Genomic DNA, 22,121 nt, shown 5'->3' with positions numbered 1-22,121 from the left:
AATAGGGTCGTCAATGAAATTTTTTGACAATTTACAACTTTCTTTTATAGGGGCATTCTATTTACTTATCGGACAATAAAATAATTGTGAGTATGAAAAGAAAGAAATAACTTATAGATGGGGTTTACTATTTAAAAGGCTTAGCTTTCCTTGTTATATCAGTATTTTAAAAGAGTATTTTTGTAGCTGTTTAGATTATTTGTTTCTTATTATTACTTTGTAGATGCATGGATTACGTTTACTTACGAAATTTGAAATTCGGATGAAAAGAAAAGTATTCAAAAAAATAAAAATGTTTTCAATTTAGAATCAAGTGTGTATAATGAAGAAAAATAGGGAAAGCGCTTAACTGAATTTGATGTGCTAAACCTTATAGACTTCCATTTTGTTTCTTAAATTTAAATAAAGAGGGAGAAATCATATGAACGTTTTAACGATTGGGATTATTGGTGCTGGACGAATAGGGAAACTGCATGTTGATAATTTGCAGCTGATGCCACAAGTGAAAATTAAAGCGGTTTCAGATGTAGTGATTAGTCATCTAGAAAAGTGGGCTGAGGATAAAGGGATTTCCACTCTGACTACAAACTATCGGGATTTATTAGCAGATCCAGAAATTGATGCTGTATTCATTTGTTCACCAACAAATACACATGCGCAAATTATTAAAGAAGCGGCTCTTGCGAAAAAACATATTTTCTGTGAAAAGCCTGTTAGTTTCTCAGTAGAGGAAACATTAGATGCATTAGAAGTAGTAAAAGAACAAGGAGTATCTCTTCAAGTAGGTTTTAATCGCCGTTTCGATCCTAACTTCAGAAAAGTCTATGATCTTATTCAACAAGGAGAAGTGGGACACCCACATATTTTAAAAATTACGTCTAGAGATCCACAACCGCCAAGTATAGAATATGTTCGTTCTTCAGGTGGATTGTTTATGGATATGATGATTCATGATTTTGATATGGCTAGGTATGTGATGAATAGTGAAGTTGTTGAAGTATTTGCATATGGAACAACATTAATTGATCCGTCCATTCAAGAAGTAAACGATGTTGATACGGCAATTGTTACATTAAAATTTGCTAATGGAGCTTTAGGAGTAATTGATAATAGCCGCCAAGCTGTTTATGGATATGACCAGCGTCTTGAAGTGTTTGGTGAAAAAGGGTCGGTCGCTGCCGATAATTGCTGTCCGACAACTGTACAAGTGTCAAAAACAGAAGGTGTTGTAAAAGATAAGCCGCTTTATTTCTTCTTAGAGCGCTATACGCAGGCTTACATTGAAGAAGTAACACAATTTACAAAGTCAATTATAGAAGGACAAGCTGTTATTTGCAGTGGTAATGATGGGTTACAAGCGGAGCGAATTGCGAAAGCTGCGAAGGAATCTTTACTAACAGGAAAACCTGTTCAAATTGAACATAAACAGCCTGCATTAAATCAATAAAGAGAGCGCTTACTTCTAGATAGTTAAAGAGTGGTGAATAGTATGGTCAAAAAATTTCTTAACCATATCATTTACCTTTACATAACGCACGGGAGGTAGTAACAATGAATCCACTTATTTTTAAAGAAGATCGTCCATTAGACCTAATTGCAGTTGGACGTTTATGCGTTGATTTAAATGCCAATGAAACACAACGCCCTATGGAAGAAACAAGAACGTTTACTAAGTATGTGGGGGGATCTCCTGCCAATATTGCGATTGGTGCGGCACGTCTTGGCTTACAAACAGGATTTATCGGTAAAGTGTCCGATGATCAAATGGGCCGCTTTATTACAGGGTACCTAAAGGACAACAATATTAATACAGATCAGATATGTATTGATCGTACAGGTGCAATGACAGGTCTAGCTTTTACAGAAATTAAAAGCCCTGAAGATTGCAGTATTTTAATGTATCGTGACAATGTCGCAGATTTAAATCTTGATCCAACAGAAGTATCTGAGGACTATATTAAACAATCAAAAGCACTCTTAATTTCAGGAACAGCTTTAGCGAAAAGCCCTTCTCGCGAGGCGGTATTTTTAGCGCTAGAATATGCGCGTAAGCATGATGTAGTCGTATTTTTTGATGTTGATTACCGCCCTTATACATGGCAGTCAGAAGCTGAAACGGCTGTGTATTACAATCTAGCGGCTGAAAAGTCTGATGTCATTATTGGAACGCGTGAAGAATTCGATATGATGGAAAAACTATTAAACTACGAACAATCTAATGATCAAGTTACGGCTGAAAGATGGTTTTCTCATCATGCGAAAATCGTCGTAATTAAGCATGGCGGGGATGGTTCAATCGCTTATACAAGAGACGGTCAATCTCACCGCGGCGGTATCTTTAAAACAAAGGTATTAAAGACGTTCGGCGCTGGCGACTCGTATGCTTCTGCGTTTATTTACGGCTTAATGCAAGGGCTTGAGATTCCTCAAGCGATGCGATTAGGAGGCGCTTCTGCTTCCATTGTTATTTCCAAACATAGCTGTTCGGATGCAATGCCAACAAGTGTAGAGATTTCTGCATTCATGGAAACGGGTGAGGAAATTGTATAGAAACTTCATAAACCAATAATCAAGTAAGGGCGTATCCTATGAACGCTTCTACATTAAATAAAAGGGAGAGAAATAATATGACAGTACAAACAGCACAAATTGTAAAAAACTACATTGGCGGCGAATGGGTAGAATCCTCTTCAACTAAGATGGAGGCTGTATATAATCCTGCAACAGGAGAAGTAATCGCTCAGGTACCACTTTCAACAAAAGAAGATGTTGAACAAGCTGTACTAGCAGCAAATCAAGCGTTCCAACTTTGGTCCAAAACAGCTGTGCCAAAACGTGCTCGTATTCTATTTAAATATCAACAATTACTAGTAGAGAACTGGGAAGAGTTAGCGAAACTTATTACGATTGAAAATGGAAAAAGCTATAACGAAGCTTACGGTGAAGTTCTTCGTGGTATTGAGTGTGTGGAATTTGCAGCGGGTGCTCCTACATTAATGATGGGAAAACAGCTACCTGATATTGCGACAGGCATTGAGTCTGGTATGTATCGTTATCCAATTGGGGTTATAGGCGGAATTACACCTTTTAACTTCCCAATGATGGTTCCATGCTGGATGTTTCCACTTGCGATTGCTTGTGGTAATACATTTGTGCTAAAACCTTCAGAGCGTACACCACTTCTAGCGGCAAAATTAGCTGAATTAGCTGAAGAAGCAGGCTTACCAAAAGGTGTATTAAATATCGTAAATGGCGCACACGATGTAGTAAACGGTCTTCTGGAACATAAATTAGTGAAGGCAATTTCATTTGTAGGTTCTCAGCCTGTCGCAGAATATGTATACAAAAAAGGAACAGAAAACTTAAAACGAGTGCAAGCACTAGCGGGTGCGAAAAATCATTCCATTGTATTAAATGATGCGAATCTTGAACTAGCAACAAAGCAAATTATTAGTGCTGCATTCGGTTCAGCTGGTGAGCGATGTATGGCTGCTTCTGTTGTAACAGTAGAAGAAGAAATTGCAGATCAACTAGTTGGAAGACTAGTAGAAGAAGCAAACAAAATTGTGATCGGCAATGGTCTTGATGAAGATGTATTTTTAGGACCAGTTATTCGTGGTAACCATAAAGAGCGCACAATTGGTTATATCGATTCAGGTATAGAACAGGGCGCTACGTTAGTTCGTGATGGACGCGAGGATGCAGCTGTAAAAGGAGCCGGTTACTTCGTTGGGCCAACAATTTTTGACCATGTTACAAAAGAAATGAAAATCTGGCAAGATGAGATTTTTGCTCCTGTTCTATCAATTGTTCGTGTGAAATCATTGGATGAAGCAATTGAAATTGCGAATGAGTCTCGATTTGCAAATGGGGCTTGCATTTATACAGATAGCGGAGCAAGTGTACGTCAATTCCGTGAAACAATTGAATCAGGTATGTTAGGTGTGAATGTTGGGGTACCAGCGCCAATGGCATTCTTCCCGTTCTCTGGCTGGAAAGACTCTTTCTATGGAGATCTTCATGCGAACGGTACTGACGGCGTTGAGTTTTATACAAGAAAGAAAATGCTTACATCTCGTTGGGAAAAGTAATGATTAAGAGAGAAATAAAATCTCTCTAGTTGTTCGTAAGCGAAAGTAACGAAAGTATTAAAACATAAGAAGGAAGTATTAGGAGTCTATCAAATTCCTGATACTCCTTTTTCATATGCAGAATGACTGATAGAGATAGAAAGGAGCAAACAATATGCAAACTGTTAGAATGACTACGGCGCAAGCCTTGGTGAAATTTTTGAACGAGCAGTACGTAGAGTTTGATGGAGAGCAACAGAGGTTTATTAAGGGAATCTTTACGATTTTTGGTCATGGAAATGTAGTAGGCCTAGGTCAAGCATTAGAAGAAGATGCAGGGGAATTAGAAGTATATCAAGGGAGAAATGAACAAGGGATGGCAAATGCTGCGGTTGCTTTTGCAAAACAAAAACACAGAAAACAAATTATGGCATGTACTTCTTCTGTTGGTCCTGGATCAGCAAATATGATTACCTCTGCTGCAACAGCTTCTGCAAATAATATTCCCGTTTTGCTACTTCCAGGTGATGTATTTGCAACGAGACAACCTGATCCTGTTCTTCAACAAATTGAACAAACGCATGACTTATCTATTTCTACGAATGATGCTTTTCGTGCGGTAAGTAAGTATTGGGACCGGGTGAACCGTCCTGAACAATTGATGACAGCTATGATTCAAGCCATGCGTGTTTTAACGAATCCGGCAGATACAGGAGCTGTAACAATTTGTTTACCACAAGATGTCCAAGGGGAAGCGTGGGATTTTCCAAGTTACTTCTTCCAAAAGCGTGTTCATCGTATTGAACGTCGTCTACCTACAAAAGCCAGTTTAGCGGATGCGGTGGAAATGATTAAGAAAAAGAAAAAGTCAATTATGATTTGCGGTGGTGGTGTAAGGTACGCAGAAGCGGCAGAGGAACTCAAACAGTTTGCTGAAGCATTCCGCATTCCATTTGGAGAAACACAAGCTGGGAAAAGTGCGATTGAAAGCAGCCATCCATATAATCTTGGCGGTATTGGGGTAACTGGGAATTTAGCAGCCAATACAATTGCAAAGGAAGCGGATCTTGTTATTGGAATCGGGACAAGATTTACTGATTTTACAACGGCATCTAAGCAATTGTTCCAGAATAAAGAGGTTGAGTTTTTAAACATCAACATTTCAGAATTTCATGCGAACAAGCTCGATGCATTGAAGATGATAGCAGATGCAAAAGAAGCGCTTCTTGCTCTAATAGATGAACTACAAACAATTGAGTATCAATCTAGTTACACAGCAGAAATCGCTGATGCAAAAGAGGCTTGGGAAACAGAATTAGCACGCCTACATAATATTCGCTTTACAGGTCAAGGTTTCACGCCAGAAGTTGAAGGTCATTTCGATGAGAATTTAAATGAGTATGTAGACGCACTTGGTACACAATTAACACAGACTGCAGTGATTGGACAATTGAATACATTACTTGATGAAGATGCAATTATTGTTGGTGCGGCAGGAAGTCTTCCGGGTGATTTACAAAGAATGTGGGCACCCAGAAAACCAAATACATACCACATGGAGTATGGATACTCTTGCATGGGCTATGAGGTTGCAGGCGCACTTGGTGCAAAGCTAGCTGAACCATCGAAGGAAGTATATGCAATGGTAGGGGATGGCAGTTACCAAATGCTTCATTCTGAGCTTGTCACAAGTCTTCAAGAAAACAAAAAAATTAACGTCTTATTGTTTGATAACTCCGGATTTGGCTGCATTAATAACTTACAAATGGGCAACGGAATGGGGAGCTTTGGAACAGAGTTTCGCTACCGAAACCAGGAAACTCGTAAATTAAACGGGGCTATTATGAAAATTGATTTTGCAGCTAGCGCGGCTGGATATGGCGTGAAAACGTATCGTGTTACATCGATAGAACAATTACAGGAAGCGCTTAAAGATGCGAAAAAACAAACAGTTTCTACATTGATTGATATTAAAGTATTACCAAAAACAATGACAAATGGATACGATTCATGGTGGCATGTAGGTGTTGCAGAAGTATCTAATAGTCAAAGTGTACAAGCCTCGTATGAGAGTAAAGTAAGTAACTTACAAAAGGCAAGATCTTATTAGATTAGGGCACAAAGGGAGCATTTTATCTACATGCATATTTATAGAAAGCTCTCTTTTTAACGAACAGATAAGAAAAGTTGGCGAAATTCTATAATATTTTGCGAAGAGGAGAGACAAGGGGATGTTTAAAGAAAATACGATTAAGCTTGGAATTGCACCAATTGCATGGACAAATGATGATATGCCGGAGCTAGGAGCAGAAAATACGTTTGAACAATGCATTAGTGAGATGGCACTAGCTGGATTTAATGGAAGTGAAGTAGGTAATAAATATCCGAGAGATACAGTTGTATTGAAAAAATCTTTGGAATTACGAAACCTGGAGATTGCTAGCGCATGGTTTAGTGCGTTCTTGACAACGAAGCCGCTTGAAGAGACGGTACAAGCATTTATTAAGCATAGAGATTTCCTGCATGAGATGGGGGCAAAAGTCATTGTTGTATCAGAGCAAGGGCATAGTATTCAAGGTTTAATGGATGTACCGCTATTTCAAAACAAGCCTGTTTTTACAGAGGAAGAGTGGGATAAGCTTGTGGATGGGTTACATCACCTCGGTAAATTAGCTCAGGAAAAGGGGCTACATATTGTATACCATCATCATATGGGTACGGGTGTTCAAACAACGGCAGAAATTGAAAAGTTAATGGATATGACGGATCCAGAGCTTGTATCCTTACTTTTTGATACAGGTCATCTTGTTTTTTCAGGAGAAGAGCCGCTTTATATTTTGAAAAAATATTTACCTCGTATTAAACACGTGCATTTAAAAGATATTCGCCAGGAAGTAGTAGATGCTGTAAAGGATAACGAATTAAGCTTCTTACAGGCAGTGAAGAATGGTGCATTTACAGTTCCAGGAGATGGCGTAATTGTATTTGATGAAGTGTTTACTATCCTTGCAACCTCTGATTATAAAGGTTGGTTTGTAGTAGAAGCAGAGCAAGACCCGGCTTTAGCAAATCCTTTTGAATACGCATTAAAAGCCCGGAAATTTATACAAGAGAAAGCAGGTCTTTAATTTCCCTATTGTGAGATTACATAACGAGTAAAAAGACGAGACGTTTGGTTTTCCTTTTAATAAATAATATTGAAAAAGGTGAATGTGTAATGCCATTAGTTCAAATGAAAGATATTTTAATAAAAGCAAATCAAGAGAATTATGGGGTCGGAGCTTTCAGTGTCGCTAATATGGAAATGATAATGGGGGCTATTAAAGCAGCAGAAGAGTTACGTTCGCCGCTTATTCTTCAAATTGCGGAAGTTCGTTTGAATCATTCGCCAATTCATATGATTGGTCCTTTGATGGTTGCTGCGGCGAAAAAAGCGACTGTCCCAGTAGCAGTTCACTTTGATCACGGTATGACGTTTGAAAAGATTAAAGAGACGTTAGAAATTGGTTTTAGTTCGGTTATGTTTGATGGCTCTCACTATCCGTTAGAAGAGAATATCCAAAAGACAAAAGAAATTGTAGAGCTTGCGAAACAGTACGGAGCGACAGTAGAGGCTGAGATTGGCAGAGTTGGTGGTAGTGAGGACGGATCAGAAGATATTGAGATGTTGCTGACAAGTACTAAAGAAGCAAAACAATTTGCAGAAGAAACAGACGTAGATGCGTTAGCTGTTGCGATTGGAAATGCGCACGGTATGTACAATGGAGATCCTGATTTACGATTAGACCGCCTACAGGAAATTAATGAGATAGTCCATATTCCACTAGTATTACATGGTGGCTCTGGAATTAGCCCAGAGGATTTCAAGCAATGTATTCAACATGGTGTTCGAAAAATTAATGTAGCAACAGCCACGTTTCAGAATGTAATTGCTGCGATTAACACTGCCGCTCGGAATACTCCTTATTCAGATTACTTTACGTATCATCAAGATGTAATTGAGGTTGCATACGAAAACGTAAAAAATCATATGCGAATATTCGGAAGTGAAAACAGAGCATAATCAGAAAAGCTTTCTTCATTAATATTAGAAGAAACTTGGAATTTAGTTAAATGAAAAAGGTAGAAAATTATAGAGTGGTCATTAAATAAAAGGGGGAGAAAGCCATGTTAGGAAAATTAGGTGAATTAAATGAAGGGTATAATGTATTAACAGAAATGAACGGTCAATGCAGTGATATGTTAATGGATATAGGCATATATAAGATGTCTAATGGAAAAGAAGAGTTGCTACTTGATAATAAGAATGAAACGGCAGTACTTTTACTAGAAGGGGCAATACGTTTAGAGTGGGATGGAATGGAACAAGTTATTCAAAGACAGTCTGTGTTTGAAGAAAACCCTTGGTGTTTACATGTGGCTAAAAATGTGAAGGTTACAATTACTGCTCTTTCAGATAGTGAAGTGCTTGTTCAAAAAACAGATAATGATCAAGAATTTGCGTCCAAGTTGTATACTCCAAATGAGTGTCAAAGTGTTGTAGCTGGAGATGGAGTATGGGAGGGAACAGCGCAGCGAGTTATTCGCACGATTTTTGACTATAACAATGCAGCATATTCTAATATGGTAGTAGGAGAAGTTATTTCTTATCCAGGGCGATGGTCCAGTTATCCACCGCATCACCATGATCAGCCAGAGGTATATTATTATCGCTTTAACAAGCCACAGGGATTTGGATGTGCAATGGTTGGTGAGGATGCTTATCGCGTTGTACATAATAGCTTTATTACAATTCCTGGTGAGCTAGACCACCCACAAGCAACGGCGCCTGGATATGCAATGTATTTTTGTTGGATGATTCGACATCTCGAGAATAACCCATGGAATGATCGTATCATGGAGGAAGACCATAAGTGGTTATTAGAACCAAACGCGAAAATTTGGCCAGAAAAAGAATAGATGAAAATAAAGATTCTAGTGCAAGAATAAATAATAAATAAGTAGAAACTGATTCCTTTATAATAAAGATATTATATTTCTAAGAAATAGATTTAATTTTAATTACTAGGAGAGAATATATTGCTTCAATAATTATCCATGAAAGTAAAAACGAGCACTCCTATTTATAGCGATAGGGTGCTCGTTTTTCTATTTATGCGCAGAAAGGGAAATTCATCTCCTACCTACTAGATAGCAATAGGTAAGATGACCGTAACGGATTGATGCGAGGGTTAATCTTATCTATTTCCATTTACATTCGAATATAAAGTATTGGCAATGAAGGTTATAGCTAGCTGGTATATCCAATCTAGGGAAACCTATAATACGATTAGAATCTAATGTCATGTTTTCACCTACTTTTTATAAATATTTCATATTCTTTTACTTAAAGAAAATAAAGGAGCTTATTCCCCTGTATAATTAGGTAGACTAACTACTGATAACGGTGATTATGTGAACTCTTCTATGTTTCTAGATAGATTGACTTCTGCTAAGTGGTGCTATGTTAACTTCAGATGTATATGATATTCGTTAAAAAATGTAGGACTTATTCTAACTCTGCCATGATAGAATGTAATGAAACCATATTTTTACAGGTGATAGGAGGAATAATTTTTGCATAAAAAACTTAGAAAATATCTTATATTAGGTTCCTTAACCCTTATCATTAGTGGCTGTTCGATTTCAAAAGGATACGATACACCACAAGAAGCATTAAAGCATGGATTAAAACCAACAAGTGATGCAGAAACAAATAAATATTCTGTTTTAGAGCGTATTATAAAAATAGATGGAAAAACAGCTTTTTTTGTTACACCTAATAATTACATTTCAATAGCAGATTTAGAAATAAAAAATGGGAAATGGACTATTAGTGGGATGACAGGAGGAACAAATGTAAGTGAGTTAGAAGTACAAGATTCTGGTATATCACCTACTATGGGAATATCAAATGGAAAAGTTATTTCTGGTTATCTTAAGAACCCATCTATTAGCAAAGTATCATATGAATCCACCCCAGGACATATTGTAAATTTAGATAAATTCTTACCAAGCGAAACAAAGTATAAAGGATGGAGTTTATGGTACGTGATCCTTCCTAATAAATTAGAGGATGATCCAAAATCGTTTGATCTTATTACGACTGTTTTAGAATTTAAAGATATAAACGGCACTATTATAAAATATAAGAACTGATCATCTATAAACAACTTCCGATTTTGAAAATTATATAAAAAAGCTAGCATGGATCTAACTTTTTCTTTTTTGTTCATGGATGCTTTAATCTCTTTATTTGTCACGTTTTGAATATATACTTTTGTTGTTTGTTTTAAAGGAAATGGGTAAAGTGAAATAGAGTTAATAAAATCAATAAAATGAATGTAAACAAATATTCAAAAGTTTACATTCAGATTGATACTTCAAAAATAGTAACTTTGATTTTGCTAGTTACAGTGTTTTTATTATGCGGCTTGATTTAATTAAGTACACTTATAAGTGTACTTACAAGTGTACTGTTAATAACTTTATTATTAGTTATCATATGTTTTTGGGAGTTAAAAAATATAAAAAAGGAGTGAGGACTGAAAGGTGCGAAGGAAGGCCTAATTGTAGTTTTATAAAAAAGCTTGATCATTTAAAACAAAGTTCGATTATTTATAATAAAGTTTGATTAAAATCCTTTGTTTGCAGGATTTTTTTCTTTAACTATCGCGGCAGTTTAACTGCATAAGGGCGTAGTTTGGTCTAGCTGTGTAATAGATTACTATGTAATGTAAGTGAGATATTCTAGAATAGAAAATATTATAAGATTACTAAAACCAATACTTATAGAGGGAGACTTTCTAATGAATAAATTTCCAATCATAGAAACAGAAAGGTTAATTTTAAAAGAAGTGACACCAGAGGATGCTAACGATATGTATAAATACCTGTCAGATAAAGACGTTGTTAAACATATGGGGCTAGAACCATACGAATCACCAAATGACGTCTTGAGCGAAATAAGATGGTATAAATCTATATTGGAAGAAGGTACAGGTATAAGGTGGGGGATTACACAGAAAAACATTGGTGTTGTTATAGGTAGTTGTGGTTTTCTTAATATGCGCCCTAAACATTATCGAGCTGAAGTAGGGTTTGAATTAAATAAAGAATATTGGGGACAAGGAATAGCTGGTGAAGCTTTAGAAGCTGTTATTAAATATGGCTATAAACACTTTGAAATGGAACGGATTGAGGCTCTAATTGATCCTGCGAATTTATCATCACAAAAATTAGTAGAAAATCAGGGGTTTAAAAGAGAAGGTTTATTGAGGCATTATGAATATACTTGTGGAAAATTTGATGATTTATATATGTACGCAATCATTAAAGGAGACCTCAAACGAATTTAAAAAGGCGGGAGTATCCTTATGTCGCTAACGGGGGCTTTTGTGGAATAAGAAATGATCAGACTTTATTATAAAAAGTTTTTATTGTTTATATAAGGATTGCAGATGGGTTTTTAATCAATCTTTATTTTGTAATAAAAATGAAAGTAATCTTTTATTTAAAAGTTTACTTTCAAAAATAGATAAAAATAATTTGTTATTCATATCATTAGTAAACATAAATATCCAATAAAGATATTTAATTACAAATATATTTATTTGATTTATAATTATATTTAGAAAATAGAATGGAAAGGTCTTGGTAATATGTTGGGTATTGATGTTATAAAAACAACTGAGGAACTAATTATTAAATGGCAATTAGCAAAAGTTAGTATTCCATTAAATGAAATTATTGAAGTTACTGAAGATGATACTTATGCTGGTGTTGAAAAAGCTGATGCAATTCGAATTGGGACACCTTATGGTACAACTGATCGTATCTTAATTAAAACTAGAAAACAAGATTATGTACTATTTACTACTAATAAGATTTCAATTTTAAATAAAATAAATGCTTAATTATTTTATTGATTTTGTATAGATTTTTTAGATTAAAAGACGACTAATGTAAAGTCGTCTTTTGTTTTCCTCATAATAAAATGAAAGTAAACTAATATTTAAAAGTTTACTTTCAAATTAGAAAAGGTTAGCTCCTTACTTCACCCCAGCCAAAAACAAAGGGTAACTCAATTATCAAACTCATATAAAGTTTCAATCTTGTCTAAACACCTATTAGGATATACAACTGATCATCTATTTTTCTTTACATAATCTCCAGATACAGTCCATATCAACTATAGATTCTTATCTTATGCTAAATGTAGTTTCAAACAAAACAAGGAGGTAATGAAAAATGATTAAAACATTATTAGCAGGAGCACTTTTAAGTACAGGATTGGTAGCGGGAGGTGCAGTAGGTGCAGATGATGCGAAAATGGACAATTTAAAATCAAATGAAGATAGTTCAAATCAAGTAATTACACAGAGTGCAGATGGAACAACGTCTTTCTCACAAAACTTTGATGCACCTAAAGATGCAGTGCCAGCAACTCCTAAAGGAGATGCAAAAACTGTTGAAAGAACAGAAGGTACAGGTTCTCAAAAAGGAAAAATGGTACCAACAAAAGAAGGTACAGATTCTCAACCTGGATTTGAAATGGGAGCCCCTGAAAAACCAGAACATGCAAAAACTGTTGAAAGAACAGAAGGTACAGACTCTCAAGAAGGAAAAATGGTACCAACAAAAGAAGGAAATTAAATAATATATAGTTATAATGAAGAGCATCCAAAAAGTGGTGCTCTTTTTATATTATAGGGATCAACTAGTTTTACTCAATATAGAACTGTAGGAGGAATTGAGGCTAGAACATGGGGTACTGTCTCTTCAAATCATGGTGTTTGGAGCAATAGTTTTGGTGGTAACGTTACAATACAAACATTTTATTAGAGATTTTTTAAATTTACATACACTCTAGATAGACTACATATCAACTTCAGATACTTGTTTTATGATACAAGTAATCAAACAAAAGGAGGGCAATACAAAATGATTAAAACAGTATTAACAGGGCACTCTTTTAAGTATAGGAGATTATTAGCAGGTGGAGCAAATGTGGAAGATGTACAGACAGATAAACATATCCCATATGAACAAAATGGATTGCAGCAAACTCTAGAAAAGTATGATTTGAAGAAGTTTAAGCTATAAAAAGAAAATAGATAAGTATAGTGAAAATATATAAATTGACAAGAGAAAAACGCTTTGTGTATATCACAGGTGCTTTTCATTTTGAGATAGGACTTGAATTAAACTTTTATACTAAAATATTTACGGCAAAAGGGGGGAGTTCATTGCACAAAATTATTTATGGAATATTAATTTTAATTTATACTTTGTATTCATTTTTTGTCAGCGATGGAAGTGAAGTAAGGTTTATTATGGTGTTAACTATAGTACTTATCTTTTCTGTGGTTTTAGAAAAAGGAAATGTAAAAAAAACGATTGATTAAAGGTCGTTTTTTTAACATTTTTTAATTTTCTCGGATGTAAATTCTTATTGAAAAGTTTACATTTGTATTTGTAATAAATAAAAAGCACTTTTTAATGTTTTAAAAGTGCTTTTAAGTTTGTATTAATTATGTCGTTTTATAACCTTTGACCAAATTCTATTATCAAGAATGCTATTGTATTGTGTAATTCATGTATCCAAAGAACAATCCAGAAAGCAGACATACTTTGAGGATCATTATAATTTTTTTCTTGATATATAGAATATGAATAATTAAATACTTTCCTGTTTGATATTTGCTTTGTTTAAAATATTGTTCGTATAGGAAGCGAATAAGCTTCCTATACGAACAACATTACATATTAATAATTTAGAGAGTTTTAAAAATAAAGAGGTGGTTTTTAAATGTATAATGAGTCAATATATTTTCCTTATATAAATTATGATCAATACTTCGATCGTCAATTCCCTGGTCCTCAGATTCCAGGTATACCTGGAATACCAGGTTTTCCGGGTGTACCAAGTTTTCCAGGACAGCAAAGTTCACAAGCTCCAACATCTCCTCCCCCATCATTTATTCCTCAACAATCAACTGCTTCACCATTTGCTGTTGATCCAGGAGCAATTTCATTATGTTTATTTCGAAATACTTATATATGGCTTAGTAATGGTGAACAGTTTTGGTATTTCCCAATTTTTGTAGGACCAAGGTCTGTTGCTGGTTTTAGATGGAACGGTAGGTTTTGGGTTATTTTTGGAATTGATACGAGAAGGATTATTTCATTTACATGTTTTTAAAAATTATAGAGTAACGATAGTGGTTTAATTATATAAACAAAAGAGGTATTTGAATGAAAAAATTTCAATCATTTGATGGTACGATAACTATGATTAACGATTTTGTAACAGGATCAAACGAAGAAATAGGATGTAATAAATTAATGTCCGTAGATAATGGTTATGGGAATCTAATAAATTTTGTAGTGAAACCAAATACGTATTTTATCGACTATGCAACGGTAGTAGTAGGAGATAAAGTAACTGGGTTTTACGATGCTAACGCTCCTGTTCCTCTCATTTTCCCACCACAATTTCAAGCAATTGTTATGGCAAAATATACACCGCATCAAAATGTAAAAGTAGACTATTTTAATGAACAGTCGGAGAGTAGTGATGGGAAATTAAAATTAAATATTTCTCCTTCTACTCAAATTTTATTAACAAATGGTCAATTCTTTACAGGTAATCTTGTAAATCGAAATTTAATAGCTATTTATGGTCTTACAACAATGAGTATACCAGCTCAAACTACACCATATAAAATCATTGTTTTGTGTCAAAAGTGATTTCTATTCTAAAGGGTCTCTCGGTTTATCAAACTACAATCCATTGCACAATCAAACATTTAAACAATCTTATTGAACAGGATCATAGGCATGTATAGAGACGTTTTGCCAAATTCGCAGGATTTCAAAATCTTCGTCATGCTTCACGTACGATAAAAGGTATCGAGACCATTCATGCCCTATATAAACAAAGGTGAAGTCTTCAAAGAGACTCCGCCTTTTCAACGTACAATAGACTTCAACAATTACTAGCTAATGCTTAAACCTTGATCCTAATTTACCAACCAGTTTATGTTTATTTCAAACTTTTCAACAGAACATACCCTTTAATATTTCGATAGCCTTACTCAAATAAACGATGTTCCATAAAGTCTTGATGGCGATGGGCAAAACCCAAATTAAATTTTTTAAAACCTAATTGGACTTACCGTTAAGAGAGCTAGGATTAATGTAATCCATGCATTGCTATATAAAAATAATCACATACCAGCCAATGGTAATCCAGCAGCTGGAATAGGTAATCCCTTAAAATATCCAATGGTTGGTTTAACACTAAATTTAGCTAATCTTAAAGCACCCATCGTTGGGAAAAGGATAAATGCCAAAGAAGTTAAAATAGATGGTGTTGCTATCGAATGAAATAAAAGTGCAGGAGCAACTCCGAAACTAACAATATCAGCTAAGGAATCCAATTGTACACCAAACTCACTGTTCACTTTTAATTTTCTCGCAATCCTTCCATCAAGAAGATCAAAAACAGCTGAAAAGAAAATTAAAATGGAGGCTATTCCCAAATAGTCACTCATATTCATGGTAATTGAAAAAACACCGCACAATAAATTTCCAATCGTAAATAAATTCGGTACAGCTTTTACCATCTGATTGAACAAGGTTGTCCCCCCTAAGTTGATCAAACTTCACATTTAGGTAGCATTTTTTATATATTCTTCCGTTATGCTTAAAAATATATGACCACTGTATGCTAAGTAAATTTAGACAAGAGAAAAGCTGATTTCCTGTCCGTTATGTTGGCCTATAAAAATGTTTGATCATTTTCGATACACGTTGTTGAACATTAGCACCTGATAGTTGAAGTTTCGGGTAGTCAAGCATTTTCCTTCGGTTGGTAGATAAGATCCCCCACTCTCGTTTTAGATATATTGGTTTTTATGAATTTAGACAGATTCTTATGTGAGATAGCATAAGAGTCTGTTTGCATGTTCTACCTTTTTTTATGTACAATAATAAATAATACAGACAGGGAGAGAAAATCCATGTCCACTAATTTAGTAAATTTACGCATTGATTTTGCTTTTAAACTGTTATTTGGAACGAAAGGAAATGGGAAAATATGAGCCATGATTCTTCTTTCCGAACAGCATATGAAACTCGAGAGAAATTTCTTTTAGATGAACAAGCTAAGCTAGCACATGCAGAACAAGAAGGTATGGAAAAAGGATTTGAGCAAGGTAAGATGCAAATGATCCGAGGAATGCATGAAATTGGTGTATCGCTTGAAACTATTGCAAAAGCAAGTAAGTTAAGTGTGAAGGAAATAGAACGTATCTTGAAATTAAAATAAATATATATGAGTCTACAGAACTCATGAGTAGAAAAAATTAGACGTTCATTATCGTAGTACGTTTAATCGAAAAGCATTGCTGAAGATTTCGGCAGTGCTTTTTCTATATCATTTTTTTGATATTTTTCATTCTGCTCACAATTATATAGAAAAATTGAAAGAAGAATGTGAAATGGAAGGATTCACTTTGTGTTAAGAAAGCGAAATTATAATGTGAGTATGTATCAACTTGAAAAGTGGATTGAAGAAGGGGATACACTAAAAAGAGGGTATGAGCCTTCATATGTTCTATCCGATAAACCAAGAAGCTATCATGGAAGGTTTGTGAAATTTTGTTTTCTTAAATCGGATGAATTACGTAGTAATATTTTTAAATTATTTGATTCTGTACTACAGTATGTATCACCACGAAATGTATAACCCTCGTCTATGTCAATAAGAACAGAATAAAGAATGTGTAATGAAGTACCCATCCAATTATTATGTGTATCACAATTGGATGGGTACTTTTTTACTTATTCCAAAATAGGGACAAAGCTAAATGCAACGGATAATTATCAAAACGCGAGTGTACAGATATAACAAATGAAATTTCTATTTATAAGTGTGGTTCTTCTATTTAATCAAATATGATTTAATACTTTCTTAGTTTTGGTTAGGAAAGTTTATATACTTAAAGTAAAGGGGTTAATTTTTAATTAAGGGGGAGGATAATTTGAAGGTTTTTAACTCAGCTGCTCCTGCGCAAACAAAAAATGAAGATTTACCATTCGATATTTCCTGGATGACTGATTGGATTACAGACTGGTTTGGTTCTTTGTTTAATGGCGGCAGTGATGTAATAAAAGATGGGGGAGATAAAATAGATGGTGCAGTTCATGCGAGTGTGCCTGCATTTTTTGATGGTATTTTCCTTATTCTTTCTGTAGTAATTTTAATATCATTATTAGTTTTTGGAGCTTCTTTATGGTTTAAACATATAAAGTGGAAAAAAAGATCTATATATTTTGGAGTAGGTTCATTTATTCTCATACTATTAATAAGGATTCTACCAGTGTTAATGTTGACAACACGTTCTTTTGATTTTCAAACCTTTATGAGTAATATGGTGGGCTTAATTACTTCTATAATTTTAGGAACAGCTGTATTAATGTTTTTAATATCTCTAGCATTAGGTATGCTTTATAAGAAATTTGAACATCCCAAATATGGAAAGTGGAGTTCAAGTTTGAGATATAGTTCAATTTTTATATTTGTAATGACTTTGTTAGTACCGGCCTTACTGCGTCATTTATAATCTTGGTTTATATAAGGAGAAGGAGGAATAGTGCAGGTAGTATCTATAATGTTTCTGTGTAATTATGCTAGTGCTTATTCTCCTCTAGGTTTCTGATTTAATCTTAAACATTAAAAAGAATTTTGTTGTACGAAGTTTTGGCAAAGGAGGAAAGGTACTAGTGACTACTTTTGTTGTAATGGTGAGTATATTCTTAATTCTGTTCGTAATTGGTCCCAAAGCGACTAAGAGAAAAGAAGAAAGAGATAGAATAGAAAAAGAACATAAAGAGAAAATGGAGGCTTTAGAGGAAGAGAAGATTGATTTAGATATTAATGGGACTAAAGTACGGTTACACAAGAAGCCTAAGCTAAAGAAAAGTATATATAAAATAAAGAGTGACAGATAAATTTATCATTTTAGCCAAGAAGACTCCTTCCTCAAGGAACGCGAAGTGAGTAGGTGGGAGATGAATTGGCTTCGGGCAAGGGATGGCAGGAAGCCATCTTAATTGTACGACATGCATAAAGTGTTACTTCACTACCTATCGAATGTACGTTTGTTGTATAATAGACACATATCGAAATGGAGGTGAAATGAATGATGATCAATAAAGCATATAAATTTCGTATCTATCCAAATAAAGCACAAGCGACCCTAATCAATAAAACAATTGGTTGTTCTCGTTTTGTATTCAATCATTTCCTATCTCTATGGGATAATGCATACAAAGAAACAGGAAAAGGTTTGACATATGGTACATGCTCTGCCAAACTTCCTGCCATGAAGAAAGAGTTTGTTTGGCTAAAAGAAGTGGATAGTATCGCTATTCAGTCGTCTGTTCGCAACCTTGCGGATGCTTATACACGCTTTTTCAAAAAACAAAACAGTGCCCCGCGTTTCAAATCTAAGAAGAACAACGTACAATCTTATACCACAAAACAAACAAATGAAAACATTTCCGTTGTAGGAAATAAAATGAAATTGCCAAAACTAGGTCTTGTTCGATTTGCCAAAAGTCGTGAAGTAAAGGGACGTATTTTAAATGCTACAGTTAGACGGAACCCTTCTGGCAGATACTTTGTGTCATTGTTAGTTGAAACAGAAGTGCAAGAACTTCCGAAAACACAATCTCACATTGGAATGGATGTAGGGCTAAAAGATTTCGCCATTTTGTCAGATGGAACAACCTATAAAAATCCGAAGTTTTTTCGATCGTTAGAAGAGAAGTTGGCAAAAGCACAGCGTGTTCTTTCTAGAAGAACGAAAGGATCTACTCGCTGGAATAAACAGCGAGTAAAGGTAGCTAGAATTCATGAATACATGACAAATGCTAGAAAAGATTACTTGGACAAAATCTCAACTGAAATCATCAAAAACCACGATGTTATCGGTATAGAGGATTTGCAAGTATCGAATATGTTAAAGAATCATAAGTTAGCAAAAGCAATTAGTGAGGTATCATGGTCACAGTTTCGAACCATGTTGGAATATAAAGCAAAATGGTACGGCAAACAAGTCATTGTCGTATCGAAAACATTTGCTTCAAGTCAATTATGTTCTTATTGTGGATATCAAAATAAAGACGTTAAAAATCTCAACCTCCGTAAATGGGACTGCCCTTCTTGTCTTACACACCATGATAGGGATATTAACGCAAGTATCAATCTAAAGAATGAAGCGATAAGGCTTCTAACCGCAAGGACTATGGAGATAGCCTAATAAATTAGAGTTCGATAGAACTCTTTACTTAGGAATCCCCCTCTTCTAAACGAAGTGAAAGTGGGGGTAGTTCAAAATAGAATCATCAGTTTCAAATATAGTTACCAAGTTTTAGTACAATCAGAAAGGATGATTTCGGTGGGAGGAGAAGTTAAATACCAATGGACAACTAGCCTTTTTAACTACAAAGGTAAAGGGATAGAATGGACAACAGGTTATTTAGAAACTAAGGAAGCAGCAATTGGTGACCTTATACGAGAGGGTACATCTGGGTTTATATTATTGGATAACCCTAATAGTGAAGGGGATATTCAAGAAGTAGAATTCATCAAAATCATTAAAGATGAAAAAGGAAATGCTATTGTTTCAGAAGTGATAAGTAATGAGAAAGCCGAAAACCGAAAACCTATATTGGAATAGAGCTTTTGAGGTATGGAAAGAGAGTTTTGAGATATTATCATAGTTTTGATTAAACTTTGTCGGGATTGTCAAGAAATCTGTGTAAGTTTTTGAAACGAACACATAGAATAGCAAATATTAAGGCAAGATCGCTTCTGCCTTTTTTATCTTCTTTTGACTTTCGGTTTGTGTGATAATTAAATCGAAAGGTCGTGGAAGAATGAAGATAGCGGTGATACAAGCAAGTACCCAAACTAGCAAAAATGAACTGATTTTTGAAGAGACAAAAAGGGCTGTGGCGAAGCATGGATATGAAGTGTTCAATTTTGGTGTTACAGCTGAAGAATCCGAGTTAAGCTATATCCAAGTGTCCTTAGCTGTTGGTCTACTTCTAAATTCAGGTGCAGTTGATTTTGTCGTCACTGGATGTAGTAGCGGTGTTGGTATGTCGATTGCCTGTAATACACTTCCGAATGTCATTAGCGGTTATCTGCCAACTCCAACAGATGCGTTCCTATTCGGTAGGATAAATAACGGAAACTGTGCATCACTTCCACTTGGATTGAACTTCGGTTGGGCGGGCGAATTAAATCTTCGCTTCACGCTTGAGAAACTATTTGAAGAACCGTTCAATACTGGGTATCCTGAAGAATCCGCCGAACGAAAGAAACGTGATGCAGAACTTTTTAAAGCAATCAAGAGTTTTTCACATCATGGCATCGTTCAGATTCTAAGTCAGCTAGATGGAGCCGTTATTAATCCTGTTCTTCAAAAGCAAGATTTAGTTGAATTCCTCTTGCGGAATGGCACCAACACAGATATATCAAATTATCTTATCGAACAAACGAAGCATTTAAATTACGGTAGGTAAATACTGTATTTTTCAATACGTTTGGCAAATTTATCGTTAACCATAAGTTGATTCAACACCATTGACCAATTGCGGATATGACCGCCATTCCATTCCATTTGTTTTGGAGTTCTTTTACACGTAAATACAGAACCTTTAGTAAGGCGTTTTCGTTCGGGAAAGCGCCTTTTTTCGTTACCTTACGGAAACTTGAATTGACGCTTTCGACAGCGTTTGTCGTGTACATAACTTTGCGAATGTCGGAGCCGTAGTCAAAGAGCTGTTCGACATGCGAGAAGTTGCGTTTCCACACGTCAATCGCACCTGGATATTGCGACCAACGCTTCTCGAATGCGTCAAACGCCGCGTGGCTCACTTTGAGTGATGAAGCACCATAGAATTTCTTCAAATCTTTACAGAATTCCTTGTAGTCTTTACTTGGCACGTAGCGAAGTGAATTACGCACCAAATGAACGATACAACGCTGTACGACAACTTGCGGAAAGATAGCCTGAGCGCCATCTTCAAGACCCGAAACTCCGTCCATAGAGATGAAGAATACATCTTCGACACCGCGAGTTTTGAGTTCATCAAAAATCTGCATCCAGCGATTCTTCGATTCGGTTTGATTGAGCCATAAGCCGAGGATTTCTTTATTCCCTTTTAAGTCATAGCCCAGAATGGTGTAAACCGCGTATTCTTTGGCTTCATAGTTTTCGCGCAACGTCACGTACATACAGTCCACGAACATGAACGCATAACACTTCGCTAATGGTCTTGCCTGCCAGTCTTCGAGTTCAGGCAAGATTTGGTTGGTAATATCGGAAACCATATCGTGTGACACGCTGAAACCGTAAATGTCCTCAATCGTGCTTGAGATATCGCGTTGGCTCATTCCACGTGCGTACATAGCCAGGACCTTGTCTTCAATGTCTGATACATCACGTTTGCGTTTCGGAATAATTTCAGGTTCAAATGACGCATCACGGTCGCGAGGTACGTGAACATCAACTTCACCGAAGCTTGTCTTTACTTTCTTTTTACCGTATCCATTACGACGATTTTCGTGTTCTTTCGGTTCTTTTGAGTTTGAATCGTAACCAAGATGGTGATTCATTTCGCCTTGAAGCATTGCCTCAAACATTAGTCCGAAGATTTCTTTCAAAGCCTCTTGCATATCTTCAACAGTTTCCGGTTGGTAAGCTTCAAAAATTGATTGAGCTAACTTCACGGATTTTGGATCTCTTTTCTTTCTAACCATAAGTGTAACCACTCCTTCGTAATAATTTTAGAAAAAGAAAAACCGTGAAGCAACCCACTACCTAGGATGGTAGGTTACTTACACGGTTTATATTACACTCTCACTTTGTCCAAAAATCTGGTTCTGGTGCAAATGTAAAATAAAAGAGAATATAGCGCATATATTTTGAG

The 22,121-nt window shown here is 35.4% G+C and carries 20 protein-coding genes and 5 pseudogenes; 23 read left to right on the top strand and 2 right to left on the bottom strand.

What is annotated here, in order from left to right; translation table 11 throughout:
* Positions 1-421 precede the first annotated feature (421 nt).
* The 16 genes and pseudogenes from iolG to FT637_RS21000 form a co-directional block, all read left to right on the top strand.
* Positions 422-1,447, top strand: a complete 1,026-nt coding sequence (gene iolG / locus FT637_RS21075) for an inositol 2-dehydrogenase (protein WP_193647946.1) — start codon at positions 422-424, stop codon at positions 1,445-1,447.
* Between the two features lie 104 nt (positions 1,448-1,551).
* On the top strand, positions 1,552-2,550 hold the full coding sequence (gene iolC / locus FT637_RS21070) for a 5-dehydro-2-deoxygluconokinase (protein WP_193647945.1): 999 nt from the start codon (positions 1,552-1,554) through the stop codon (positions 2,548-2,550).
* Between the two features lie 77 nt (positions 2,551-2,627).
* Positions 2,628-4,091 carry a CoA-acylating methylmalonate-semialdehyde dehydrogenase gene (locus FT637_RS21065; RefSeq protein ID WP_193647944.1) on the top strand — a complete coding sequence of 488 codons (1,464 nt, stop codon included), beginning with the start codon at positions 2,628-2,630 and terminating at the stop codon, positions 4,089-4,091.
* A gap of 154 nt (positions 4,092-4,245) precedes the next feature.
* The gene (gene iolD, locus FT637_RS21060) at positions 4,246-6,180 is read left to right on the top strand and encodes a 3D-(3,5/4)-trihydroxycyclohexane-1,2-dione acylhydrolase (decyclizing) (protein WP_193647943.1); all 1,935 of its coding nucleotides are present in this window, start codon (positions 4,246-4,248) and stop codon (positions 6,178-6,180) included.
* Between the two features lie 121 nt (positions 6,181-6,301).
* Positions 6,302-7,198 (top strand): myo-inosose-2 dehydratase, encoded by an 897-nt coding sequence (gene iolE / locus FT637_RS21055; protein WP_193647942.1) that lies wholly within the window; start codon positions 6,302-6,304, stop codon positions 7,196-7,198.
* Positions 7,199-7,287: 89 nt separating this feature from the next.
* Positions 7,288-8,133 carry a class II fructose-bisphosphate aldolase gene (locus FT637_RS21050; protein WP_193647941.1) on the top strand — a complete coding sequence of 282 codons (846 nt, stop codon included), beginning with the start codon at positions 7,288-7,290 and terminating at the stop codon, positions 8,131-8,133.
* A 104-nt stretch (positions 8,134-8,237) separates the two neighbouring features.
* Positions 8,238-9,029, top strand: coding sequence for a 5-deoxy-glucuronate isomerase (locus tag FT637_RS21045; RefSeq protein WP_193647940.1), 792 nt, complete (start codon positions 8,238-8,240; stop codon positions 9,027-9,029).
* Between the two features lie 657 nt (positions 9,030-9,686).
* On the top strand, positions 9,687-10,268 hold the full coding sequence (locus FT637_RS21040) for a hypothetical protein (protein ID WP_193647939.1): 582 nt from the start codon (positions 9,687-9,689) through the stop codon (positions 10,266-10,268).
* A gap of 650 nt (positions 10,269-10,918) precedes the next feature.
* Positions 10,919-11,467, top strand: coding sequence for a GNAT family N-acetyltransferase (locus FT637_RS21035; RefSeq protein ID WP_113771034.1), 549 nt, complete (start codon positions 10,919-10,921; stop codon positions 11,465-11,467).
* A 303-nt stretch (positions 11,468-11,770) separates the two neighbouring features.
* The gene (locus tag FT637_RS21030; protein WP_193647938.1) at positions 11,771-12,025 is read left to right on the top strand and encodes a hypothetical protein; all 255 of its coding nucleotides are present in this window, start codon (positions 11,771-11,773) and stop codon (positions 12,023-12,025) included.
* Positions 12,026-12,359: 334 nt separating this feature from the next.
* A complete protein-coding gene (locus FT637_RS21025; protein WP_193647937.1) occupies positions 12,360-12,764 on the top strand; it encodes an alpha-ketoglutarate permease in 405 nt (134 codons plus the stop codon).
* A 288-nt stretch (positions 12,765-13,052) separates the two neighbouring features.
* Positions 13,053-13,214 (top strand): hypothetical protein, encoded by a 162-nt coding sequence (locus FT637_RS21020; protein ID WP_193647936.1) that lies wholly within the window; start codon positions 13,053-13,055, stop codon positions 13,212-13,214.
* A 20-nt stretch (positions 13,215-13,234) separates the two neighbouring features.
* On the top strand, positions 13,235-13,516 hold the full coding sequence (locus FT637_RS21015) for a hypothetical protein (RefSeq protein WP_193647986.1): 282 nt from the start codon (positions 13,235-13,237) through the stop codon (positions 13,514-13,516).
* A 404-nt stretch (positions 13,517-13,920) separates the two neighbouring features.
* Positions 13,921-14,313 carry a collagen-like protein gene (locus FT637_RS21010; RefSeq protein ID WP_193647935.1) on the top strand — a complete coding sequence of 131 codons (393 nt, stop codon included), beginning with the start codon at positions 13,921-13,923 and terminating at the stop codon, positions 14,311-14,313.
* Positions 14,314-14,366: 53 nt separating this feature from the next.
* Positions 14,367-14,861, top strand: coding sequence for a hypothetical protein (locus FT637_RS21005; RefSeq protein ID WP_193647934.1), 495 nt, complete (start codon positions 14,367-14,369; stop codon positions 14,859-14,861).
* Positions 14,862-14,869: 8 nt separating this feature from the next.
* Positions 14,870-15,124 (top strand): annotated as a pseudogene (locus FT637_RS21000) (DDE-type integrase/transposase/recombinase); the annotation flags it as partial.
* A 144-nt stretch (positions 15,125-15,268) separates the two neighbouring features.
* On the opposite strand, the pseudogene pssA reads toward FT637_RS21000, so the two are convergent.
* Positions 15,269-15,751 (bottom strand): annotated as a pseudogene (gene pssA / locus FT637_RS20995) (CDP-diacylglycerol--serine O-phosphatidyltransferase).
* 449 nt (positions 15,752-16,200) lie between these two features.
* Here pssA and FT637_RS20990 point away from each other — a divergent pair.
* From FT637_RS20990 to FT637_RS20960, 7 genes and pseudogenes are all read left to right on the top strand, one after another.
* A pseudogene (locus tag FT637_RS20990) lies at positions 16,201-16,443 on the top strand (Rpn family recombination-promoting nuclease/putative transposase); the annotation flags it as partial.
* 145 nt (positions 16,444-16,588) lie between these two features.
* Positions 16,589-16,860: pseudogene (locus FT637_RS20985) on the top strand (hypothetical protein); the annotation flags it as partial.
* 280 nt (positions 16,861-17,140) lie between these two features.
* A complete protein-coding gene (locus FT637_RS20980) occupies positions 17,141-17,740 on the top strand; it encodes a hypothetical protein (protein ID WP_193647981.1) in 600 nt (199 codons plus the stop codon).
* Between the two features lie 160 nt (positions 17,741-17,900).
* Positions 17,901-18,128 (top strand): hypothetical protein, encoded by a 228-nt coding sequence (locus tag FT637_RS20975; RefSeq protein ID WP_193647931.1) that lies wholly within the window; start codon positions 17,901-17,903, stop codon positions 18,126-18,128.
* Positions 18,129-18,319: 191 nt separating this feature from the next.
* Entirely contained in the window at positions 18,320-19,441 is a 1,122-nt protein-coding gene (tnpB, locus tag FT637_RS20970; RefSeq protein WP_193647930.1) for an IS200/IS605 family element RNA-guided endonuclease TnpB, read from the top strand.
* Between the two features lie 138 nt (positions 19,442-19,579).
* The gene (locus FT637_RS20965; protein ID WP_227493895.1) at positions 19,580-19,861 is read left to right on the top strand and encodes a hypothetical protein; all 282 of its coding nucleotides are present in this window, start codon (positions 19,580-19,582) and stop codon (positions 19,859-19,861) included.
* Between the two features lie 199 nt (positions 19,862-20,060).
* Complete coding sequence (locus FT637_RS20960; protein WP_113770906.1) at positions 20,061-20,711, top strand: RpiB/LacA/LacB family sugar-phosphate isomerase; 651 nt, start codon at positions 20,061-20,063, stop codon at positions 20,709-20,711.
* On the opposite strand, the pseudogene FT637_RS20955 reads toward FT637_RS20960, so the two are convergent.
* Positions 20,699-21,951 (bottom strand): annotated as a pseudogene (locus tag FT637_RS20955) (IS256 family transposase). The gene FT637_RS20960 and the pseudogene FT637_RS20955 overlap by 13 nt on opposite strands.
* Positions 21,952-22,121: the final 170 nt, after the last annotated feature.

Source organism: Bacillus cereus, from assembly GCF_015071065.1.
GTDB classification, from domain to species: domain Bacteria; phylum Bacillota; class Bacilli; order Bacillales; family Bacillaceae_G; genus Bacillus_A; species Bacillus_A cereus_BA.
The sequence above is the reverse complement of the archived record's forward strand: the minus strand, read 5'-3'. Positions and strand labels throughout refer to the sequence as shown.